Annotated in this window: 4 protein-coding genes; all 4 read right to left on the bottom strand. The window is 37.4% G+C overall.

Features of this window, described 5'->3' with window-relative positions; all coding sequences use genetic code 11:
* Nucleotides 1-211: 211 nt before the first annotated feature.
* Genes Q8N22_01650 through Q8N22_01635 form a run of 4 tightly spaced genes read right to left on the bottom strand, consistent with a single transcriptional unit; the run spans nt 212 to nt 6,748 of the window.
* Nucleotides 212-3,325: an efflux RND transporter permease subunit gene (locus Q8N22_01650; GenBank protein MDP3052643.1), complete on the bottom strand. Its 3,114-nt coding sequence runs from the start codon at nt 3,323-3,325 to the stop codon at nt 212-214.
* Nucleotides 3,300-4,202, bottom strand: a complete 903-nt coding sequence (locus Q8N22_01645) for a patatin-like phospholipase family protein (protein MDP3052642.1) — start codon at nt 4,200-4,202, stop codon at nt 3,300-3,302. Before Q8N22_01645 ends, Q8N22_01650 begins: the two co-directional genes overlap by 26 nt.
* A 27-nt stretch (nt 4,203-4,229) precedes the next feature.
* Nucleotides 4,230-6,092 (bottom strand): efflux RND transporter periplasmic adaptor subunit, encoded by a 1,863-nt coding sequence (locus tag Q8N22_01640; GenBank protein MDP3052641.1) that lies wholly within the window; start codon nt 6,090-6,092, stop codon nt 4,230-4,232.
* Nucleotides 6,093-6,145: 53 nt separating this feature from the next.
* Nucleotides 6,146-6,748 (bottom strand): TetR/AcrR family transcriptional regulator, encoded by a 603-nt coding sequence (locus tag Q8N22_01635; GenBank protein MDP3052640.1) that lies wholly within the window; start codon nt 6,746-6,748, stop codon nt 6,146-6,148.
* Nucleotides 6,749-7,071: the final 323 nt, after the last annotated feature.

Here is a 7,071-nt window from a genome sequence, read left to right as displayed (position 1 = left end):
AAAGAAAATTTTTTCTGTTTTTATTCCTTTCCGTCAAATTTGATCGCAGAATATATTCAAAAAAGATTTAAGAATTTTTTTAAGAGCCGTATTTATTGCCCTGCCTTAAGCGGGGGCGAACGGCGGAGCAGGGCTTCAATATTTTAAATCCGCCATCCGCCCCGACCACCACCCCAAATAAAGATAAAATAATGTTAATTACATTGCGCCTTTATTTTCCTCCATTAATTATATTGCCCACCCTTGCGTAAACTCTCTTAGAAAATTTCTCCACTAAACTATAAATTACCGGTATCACCACTAAGGTTAACAAAGTGGAAACCAACAAGCCGCCAATCACGACAATTGCCATTGGTCGCATCATTTCCGAGCCTTCTTGCTTGGCTAAAGCCATTGGCAGCATGCCTAAGATAGTGGTTATTGAAGTAATAAGTATTGGACGCAAGCGGGTTGTTCCGCCTTCAACCAAAGCGTCAAATTTGCTTATGCCCTTTTTGCGCAGTTGATTAACATAATCAATCAAAACAATAGCGTTATTTACCACAATGCCAGCCAGCATAATTATTCCCATAAAAGACGGCAAAGACAAAGTCTGGCCGGTAATAAATAAGGCCAACCCCACTCCAATAAAAGCCAGGGGCATTTCAAACATAACAATAAAAGGATGGATTAGTGATTCAAACTGCGAAGCCATTACCATATAGACTAACAAAATTCCTAAAATCATGGCCCAGCCCAAAGTGCTAAAAGTGTCCTGCATTTGTTTATACGAACCGCCGTATTCTATAAAATATCCTGAAGGCAAATTGTAATCGCTTAATCTGTTTTTTATATCATTAACCACGCCGCCAACATCCCGGTCAAGCACATTAGCCGTAACCGCGACTACTCTTAATTGATCTTCACGATTAATTTTTATCGGACCCTCGCCTTTAGAAATGCGGGCCACTTGTTTTAAAGGTATCTGGCTGTTAGTCGGAGTAGTAATTGTTAAATTTTCTATTTGTTTAATATCGTCCCTGTAGATTTTATCATAACGCACCCTAATATCTGTTTCCTTGCCGCCTTGGCGCAATTGAGTAGCCACCGCGCCCTGCAGGGAATTTTTTATGGTTGAGCCGATTTGCCCGACTGTAAGCCCTAAATAAGACGCTCTTTCCCGATCAATGGTAATAACTAATTCCGGCTTGCTTTGGCTTAACGAAGTCCCAACATCACGCAGGCCCTCTATATTATTAATTTTTTGCGCAATCTCGTCTGACACATTTCTTAAAATATCTAAATCCTTGCCAAAAATTTTAATCTCAATTGGCGTCATGGCCCCGCCCATCATTATGCCGGCCATATCCATTGGATTAATTTCCAATCCTTTGATTGGCGGCCTATTTTTCCTGACTATTTCTTCAATTTGCGCGTTAGACAATTCCCTGTCTTGCTTATCTTTTAGCCGAATCAAAATCATGGCTTCATTAATGCCGCCGCCCATACCCATTGAACCTGCTTCCGCCATTTCCTGGCTTTGGCCCACAAAACTGGTGGCGCTGATTATACTATCGCCTGCTTTATCTAAAACAACATCTTCTACATAACCAGCCGCTTTGTTGGTTTGCTCTAATAATGATCCTACCGGCAGAGCAACTTGTAAAATCATCATACTGCTGTCGCTGGCTGGCATAAATTCCGTACCGATAAAGGGAATTAAAGCCGTGGTTATTATCAGCAAACCAACAGTAATTAGCATGGTTTTAACGCGATGGTTAAGCGACCAGATAAGAATTTTCTTATATCCTTTTTGAATTTTTTCAAAACGCCGCTCTCCTGACGCTGTTTTATAATCTTCTGCCTGTTCCTGTTTTTTAAAAATCTTTGAAGCGATCATTGGCACCAAAGTCAAAGCCACCAACAAAGAAGAAAACAAAGCAAAAATTATTGTTAGCGACAGCCCTCTGGATAACTGCCCGGCAATGCCTGCGCCTAAGGACATTGGCAAAAATACAGCAATAGTTGTTAGCGTGGACGCAGTAATAGCCAGTCCCACTTCATTGGAGCCGATTATCGCCGCTTTTTGCCTTTTGCCTATTTTTTCCAAATGCCGATAAATATTTTCAATTACCACAACCGCGTTATCAACTAACATGCCAATACCTAAAGCCAAGCCGCCCAAAGTCATCAAATTTAAGGTATAACCAACAGCATAAAGAGGTATAAAAGTGGCAATCAAGGACAAGGGAATAGCTATGGCAATAGCAAAAGTCGGCCGCCAATTACGCAGGAATAAATAAACTATCAGCACTGCCAATAAACCGCCGATTAAACCGCTTTGGGTTACGGAATCAGTTGAGGTTTTAATCATCTGGCTTTGATCCATAACCAAAGCAAATTCAACATCTTTTGGCAAATATTTTTGCAGTTCTGACAATTCCTGTTTAATCCTGTCAGCCACTTGGGTTGTGTTGGCTCCGGATTGCTTATTAATCATTATTAGCAAGCTGTCTTTTTTATTAGTTCGGCAATAGCTTCTTAATTCTTTATGCGTATCAATAACTTCCGCCACATCCTTTAAATAAACCGGCGCGCCGTTTTTAACAACAATAACCGTGTTTTTAATTTCTTCTAAATTTTTAAATTCACCGACAGTGCGCAAAGAAAATTCCAGTAAACCCTGTTCAATAAATCCGCCGGACAAATTAATATTTTCTCCCCGCAAAATTTGCGCGATTTGAGTCTGCGTTATGCCATAAGATTCTAGTTGCGGCTTGTTTAGTTTGATTAAAATTTCCCGTTCCTGACCGCCGCGCATTTCCATTGAAGCCACGCCATCCAATCTTTCAATTTTGTCTTTAACATTGTCTTCTAATAATTTTTTAAGCTCTAAAGTTGTTAAACTATCAGCAGTAACGCCATAACCAAGTACTGGCATAGCCCCAACATCCATTTTGAAAACCATGGGCTTATTAGCGTCCTGGGGCAAACAGTCTTCTATCAGTCCAATTTTATCCCGAATGTCTTGAGCCGCAAAATCAATATTAGCGCCGCTGTTAAATTCTATCGTTACAACCGACACCCCTTCCTGTGAAATTGAAGACACAGACTTAACATCTTTAACCGTGCTAACCGCGTCTTCAATCGGCTTAGTCAAGACATCCTCAATATCCTCGCTTGTTACGCCGCTGTATGAGGTAATAACGGAAACCACAGGAAATTCAATATCCGGCAGCATATCCAGCCCCAATCGGCTAAATGAAATAAAACCGAAAACCACAATGATTAAAACCATCATTGTTATGGTAACCGGCTTGTCAACTGAAAATTTTGGCAGATTCATAATATCTCTGTATTAATTTTTTTATTTTTGGTAAAAATTTAATAGTTGCTTCTTCCCCTGCTTTTATAATCTGCTTTGTTTCTCGGGTATTAAAAAATTTATTCCATCCTATCAATCCAATCTCGCCGACTTTTGGTTCAATAACCACATCCGCTGTTTTTAAACAATTTTGCGCCAAATGATAGCGCATTATATTTAAAGCCCTTATAGATACTCTGGGCAGTGATAGATTATTTCTTTTTAAGCCGTTTTCAAAATAATCATTATCTAAATTTACGACAATAACAATATCAGCTCCCATTTTCCGCGCTATATTGTCCGGTAATGGATTAGACAGGCCGCCGTCCGCCAATAGTTTCCCGTTATATTCTACGGGTTTAAAAATAGCCGGGACAGAAAGCGATGCCCTGATTGCTTTGATTATGTCGCCGCTGGCAATATTTATTTCCCGGCCAGTGATTAAATCGGTAGCTATTACGGTTAAAGGAATTTTTAAATCATTAAAATCAGGATTTTTTATCCATGATTTAATTAATTTTTCTATTTTATCGCCTTTTATAAGCCCTCCGCTTAAAGTTGGATCAAATAAATTTAGGATTGTCCGCCAATTAGTTTCTATGGCAATCTCTTCTATCTTCTTTACATCTTTATAAAGCGCGTAATGAGCTCCGATTAGGGCGCCAATGCTTGAGCCGGCAATAAAATCAATTGGAATATTATTTTTCTCTAAAACTTTAATAACGCCGATATGCGCCAATCCTTTGGCGCCGCCGCTGCCTAAAGCCAAGCCGATTTTTGGATATTTTTTATTTGTAATAACTTCTGATAATTTTTCCGCCATTGATTTATAAAATTTACAATCTTCGCATTTTTGCATATTTTATCACCTTCTTGCAAAATATAATTAATTATTATTAATATTTATTTCACCGCCCTCTTGCAATTCATAATTCCCTTCAATAACAATTATATCGCCTTCAACCAATCCTTCAATAATTTTTAATTCTTCATTATTAACAGCTTCAGTCTTAATATTTTTAATCTTTACAATAGAATTTTCAACCATATAAACTTTTTCAACCCCATCTTCAATAAATACCGCCGACTTGGGAATTGCTAAAACATTCTCCTGCTTGGCAGTAATAATTTTTACATCAGCCACCATGCCGGCTTTAATCCTTCCATCTTTGTTGTCTAACTGAATCTTGATAGGAAATTTCTTGCTCATGGCATCAGCCACTGAACTAATATAATAAACATGGCCAATAAATTCTTCATCCGGGTAAGCGGCTAAAGCAATTTTTGCCTCTTGCCCGATAGACGCTTGGCCAATATCAAATTCAGTTAAAGCCAATTCAATTTTTATGCCGCTGGTGTTGACAATACTAACAACCGGTTGGCCGGCCATTGCCATTTCACCGCTGTTAATAAATATTTGATTCGCCGCGCCTGAAATCGGAGCAAGAATTGTTGTATTGCTTAATTGCGCTTGCGCAGAATTTAATTGCCCTTGCGCCGCGGTAATCTGTAAATCTGCCCGTTTCTTGGCGCTTTCTATTCCGGCTTGAGCTGATTCAAGTTGTTTTTGAGCCGCGTCAATTCGTGTCTTTGCTTGGCTTTGCGCTAAAACCAATGCTTGTTTTGCTATGTCTAAACCGCTTTTTGCCGCGTCATAAGCGGACTGCGTTGTGTCACTGCTGGTCGTATCAGCTAATTTAGCGTTAATAATAGCTTGCTCCTTGGTCTGCAAAGCGCTAATAGCCGTATCAATACTTGTTAAATTAGTATTAATTAAAGTTTTTAAGGCAGACAGATTAGTGGCCGTAAAACCACTGCATGTTATAGTATTGTCTAATAAAATATTGGTTTGGTTTAATGTTTGTTTTATTAAGTCTAAATAACTATTAGCAGAATTCACTGCATTATCCATATTACTAAAAGAAGGATCTGCAGTTAAACTAGTATAATTATTTTTAGCTGTCTCATAGTTATTTTTAGCTTGCAAAAACATACTTTTTGTATCAGTCAAACTCTGCGTATTTTTAACTCCTAACACATTTTGATAGTCATCATTAGCAGTGGCATTGCCCGGGCTTTCGCCAATAATATCGCCTACGGCGATTAGGGCTGTATTAATAGCAGATAAATTGCTTTGCATGGTTGTTTTTATGCTATCATAAGCATTCTTAATTGTTTGCTTACTCGCGCTTTTGGTATTGCCCAATGATTTTTCCGCGCTTTCCACGGCAACTTTAGCCGCTGCCACAGCTAATTCAGCATTTCTAATATTTTCTTCTGTATTAATTTTAGTGTTGCTTAAATTGGTTTCTGCCGTCGTTACGGCTAATTCGGCCATGCTAATATCCTGATTGGTGGCGGCAATAGTATTGGTCAAATTAGCTTGAGCGTTATTGCAAGCCGCTAATAATGTTTGATCCTGCTCTAACTGAATTAAAGTTTGCCCTGCATGGACAGCGCTTCCTTCTTGCGCGTACATACCAACTATTTTGCCGCTCATTTTCGGACTTACCATCACCTCGCCCAAGGGCCGTGTCGCGCCGGAAAGAAAAATATCGCTGCTTATAGTTTTCGGCGCTAACTTATAAGTTAGCGCCGTAATGATATTTTCATCAACGGCTCCGGAGTTAATCGCTGATTCATTTTTATTAGCCAATAAACTATAGCCGGAAATAATCAACCCAATCATTAAAATAATGCCGATTATCGTCCTCCTCGTTTTTTTATTTGTCGCTATTAAGTTTTTCATATTTTTAAAAAAATACAGCCTAACTCTTGTTGATAAGACTGTAATTTGCTAAATTATTTATTAGTTGAAAATACCAAAGCAGTTATTTGATCTGCTATTTGTTCAGCATCCCAATCGCTATATTTCATAACAATATCACTGGTAATGACCGTATTTAAAACACCAATTATTAAAAAAGTTACTAAACGGCTATCCGTGCTTTTAGAAAAACCTCTATATTGCAAAATTTCTTTTATTAAAGGTTCTATTAAGTCAATGATTTTATTTTTTATTTTGCCTAACAATTGAATAATTTTTTTATCTTTTTTTGATAATCCCTGCATCATTAACTTTGCCAAGTCTTTTCTTTTTAAAGAAAAATCAATATAAGTAATTAGCAATTTATTAAATTTTTTCTCTAAAGAAATATCTTTTTTTAATACTTGTTCTAAAGCTTCACTGAATTCGGAAAAAGCCTCATTCAGAACATAAAAAAATAACTCCTCCTTGTCTTTAAAGTGATAATATAAAGCGGCCTTGGTGGTTTTAACCATATTGGCAATATCATTCATTGATACAGTCGCATAACTATATTTAGTAAAAAGCCGCTCCGCAATACAGATAATTTTGTCTTTAGTTGAATAGTTTTTAAATTTCGCTTGGCTAATATTGGTCATATTGTTAAGTTATTAAATTAGTTATCCAGTTATCCACAACTTACTTACCAGTCGGTAAGTATATTTACACTATATGTTATATTAAAATACTTGTCAAGATAATTTTTATTTTTGACAAATAATTTTTATCTTGCTAAATTAGTGTTATAAATAATACATACCCTTGCTACGGCTAAACGGTTTATTGAAGCCCTGCTCCGCCGTTCGCCCCCGCTTAAGGCAGGGCAATAAATACGGCTCTTAAAAAAATTCTTAAATCTTTTTTGAATATATTCTGCGATCAAATTTGACGGAAAGGAATAAAAACAGAAAAAATTTTCTTT

It is taken from the genome of bacterium, assembly GCA_030693325.1.
Taxonomy (GTDB): Bacteria; Patescibacteriota; Minisyncoccia; order UBA6257; family MFKM01; genus MFKM01.
The sequence above is the reverse complement of the archived record's forward strand: the minus strand, read 5'-3'. Positions and strand labels throughout refer to the sequence as shown.